The organism is Stieleria sp., assembly GCF_041595215.1.
Taxonomy (GTDB): Bacteria; Planctomycetota; Planctomycetia; order Pirellulales; family Pirellulaceae; genus Stieleria; species Stieleria magnilauensis.
This window is the reverse complement of the sequence record NZ_JBFHKV010001138.1, coordinates 1-2640: the sequence shown is the minus strand read 5'-3', so window position 1 is coordinate 2640 and position 2640 is coordinate 1. Positions and strand designations below refer to the sequence as shown.

The window sequence follows — 2640 nt, the reverse complement described above, 5'->3', positions numbered from 1 at the left end:
GTGACTGCGAGCTGGCTGCATTTTTTGACCAACCCATTTTTTGACCCCTAGCCCACCCTCCCCAACCCGCGCCTGCATGCGGACTCGGGCACGTCGAAGCAACTACTCGGTGGGCGGCATCGAATCGCGGCACCAAATCGCCGTACTAACAACTGGATTTGCAGGTAGCGAAATGATACCATTTGGTCTGAGGTGATTTATGGGTCAGCCAGTCAAGCTTTCGGATCAACTTGTCGACGACGCGCGTGCGGTCGTGCCGTTCTCCCAGCGGAGCATTGCCGGGCAGATTGAATTCTGGGCCGGGCTTGGAAAATCGATCGAACCACTCCTGCGTGGCGACCGCTCGTTATTGTTGCAGAGATCGGGTTCCGAGCGATCCCTTTCGCAAGCGATTGCGGAGGTCGACACCGTCGCGGGTCGCAAACGTGTCGAGGCCTATCTGAAGCAACGTCCCTATCCGCATTACAAGCCGGTCCCTGGTGACCCGGAGTTGCTCCGACGCATCGAAGCAGACGGATCGGAAGTGATTGGCCGATTTGTCGGCCGCGACTTTGTCGAAGTCGAGGGCAAACGTTGAGTCTGCCGTTTGCGTTCCTGGACCGGCGACCCATCGTCATCGCGATTGCTGGATCCAATGGTGCGGGAAAATCGACCTTCTTTGAGACGTTTCTTTCCGACTGCGGCCTGCGTTTCATCAACGCGGATGTGATCGCAGAAGGACTGGAGATCGGTGCATACGAAGCAGCCGAGTTGGCAGCGGCCATTCGTTCGTCGCTCGCAGCCCAGGGAGAGAGTTTTATCTTTGAAACGGTGCTCTCCGATCCTGTCGGCGACAAAGTCGACACGCTCGCGACGTATGTTGAGTCGGGTTTCACCGTCGTGCTTTTGTTCATCCGCGTTGATAGCGCCGGCGAGTCGATCCGTCGTGTCGCGATGCGTGCCAGCCAGGGAGGTCATGACATACCCGACGAAAAATTGAAAGGCCGCTTCGAACGGACCAAAGCGAATTTGCAAAGAGCCATCGCACGTCTTCCGCATGTCGTGGTCTACGACAACAGCAACTTGGAAGAACCTTTTCGGTTGGCGGAGGTCTACGAGAACGGTCAACGAGTCGTCGTCTAGCGAGAACACGATGGAGAATGGTCAAAAGATTGGCTGGTCAAAAAATGGATTGGTCAAAAAATGGATTGGTCAAAAAATGGATTGGTCAAAAAATAGGAGTGACCGAAGAGTCATTGCTTCAAGCTGGCTCCCTTTTTTGACCAACCCATTTTTTGACCCCTATCCCTGCCGCGAGAATCGTGGCCTCGATTACCAAAAAGACGGCGGGGTTGCGAAGTCTCGTTCAGCACTCGCTGAGGTTGACGGAGATCTGGCTGGCCAAGCCGCCTTCGGAGGTCTCTTTGTACTTTGAGTTCATGTCCTGTGCCGTTTCCCACATCGTGCGGACCACGTCGTCGAGTGACACGCGGGCATCATCGGGGTTGCGATCCAGCGCGATTTGCGACGCGGTGATGGCTTTGATTGCGCCGAAGGCATTGCGTTCGATGCAGGGGATCTGAACCAGTCCGCCGATCGGATCGCAGGTCATCCCGAGGTGGTGTTCCATGGCAATTTCGGCGGCCATTGTTGCTTGACGCGATGAACCGCCGAGTCCTTCGGTGAGCGCCGCGGCAGCCATGGCCGAGGAGACACCGATCTCGGCTTGGCAGCCACCCATGGCCGCCGAGATCGTTGCACCCTTTTTAAAGATGCATCCAATCTCCGCCGCCGTCAGCAGAAAATCGATGAATGCGTCGGCTGCCGTGTCGCAGAAACATTCGAAATACATCAACACGGCGGGAATGACGCCCGCGGCACCATTGGTTGGCGCCGTGACCACTCGTCCGAATGCCGCGTTCTCTTCGTTCACCGCCAAGGCAAAGCAACTGACCCAAGCCATGACACGTTGAAAGTCTCTTGGCTGTTGGTGAATCGCGGCGAGAAACTCCTTTCGATCCGTCGGACACTCGCGACCGAGTAGGCGGCGGACCGTTGCAGCGGCGCGTCGATGAACATTGATGCCGCCGGGAAGGACGCCATCGGTTAAGCATCCGCGATGAATGCAGTCCAACATCGTGTCCCGTATCGCGGCCAACCCGTGTTGAATCGCAGCGTCATCCCGCCACGCCCGCTCGTTCTGCATGACGACCTCGCTGATGCGAAGGGATTGCCGATCGCAGTGACCCATCAGGTCGCGCGCCGAGTCAATGGGAAAGGGAAGGTTCACCGAGTCGTTCGTCGACGCTTCGTCGCCCGCCTTGACGATGAAGCCACCACCGATGGAGTAGAAAACAGCGGCTTGCTGTTCGTCATCAGTCAGCACCGCAGTGAAGCGCATCCCGTTGGGATGTTCGGGAAGCTGCTTGTCAAAATGAAATCGAATGTCGGTGGTTGGGTCAAAAACAACCTCGTGACCGCCCAGCTGAATCGTTCGGCGGGATGCGATCTCGCGGATCGACGGGGCGATCAACTCCACTTCGATGGTCGTCGGGTCGTGACCACACAATCCCAGTTGCACCGCGACATCGGTCCCATGCCCCTTCCCGGTCTTGGCCAACGAGCCGTAAAGGTCGACGGTGACCCGCTTGACGGAACCCG

4 protein-coding genes are annotated in these 2640 nt (G+C 57.4%); 3 read left to right on the top strand and 1 reads right to left on the bottom strand.

Features of this window, described 5'->3' with window-relative positions:
• Window positions 1-199 precede the first annotated feature (199 nt).
• From ABX749_RS28930 to ABX749_RS28920, 3 genes are read left to right on the top strand one after another with little or no spacing between them, the layout of a single operon-like run.
• Window positions 200-577, top strand: coding sequence for a hypothetical protein (locus tag ABX749_RS28930; protein ID WP_372899097.1), 378 nt, complete (start codon window positions 200-202; stop codon window positions 575-577).
• Complete coding sequence (locus ABX749_RS28925; RefSeq protein ID WP_372899096.1) at window positions 574-1122, top strand: zeta toxin family protein; 549 nt, start codon at window positions 574-576, stop codon at window positions 1120-1122. The genes ABX749_RS28930 and ABX749_RS28925 overlap by 4 nt, the downstream gene beginning before the upstream one ends.
• Window positions 1123-1139: 17 nt before the next feature.
• A complete protein-coding gene (locus ABX749_RS28920) occupies window positions 1140-1262 on the top strand; it encodes a hypothetical protein (protein WP_372899095.1) in 123 nt (40 codons plus the stop codon).
• An 83-nt stretch (window positions 1263-1345) separates the two neighbouring features.
• Here the strand turns inward: ABX749_RS28920 and ABX749_RS28915 are convergent.
• On the bottom strand, window positions 1346-2640 hold a 1295-nt coding region (locus ABX749_RS28915; protein WP_372899094.1), incomplete at its 5' end, for an L-serine ammonia-lyase.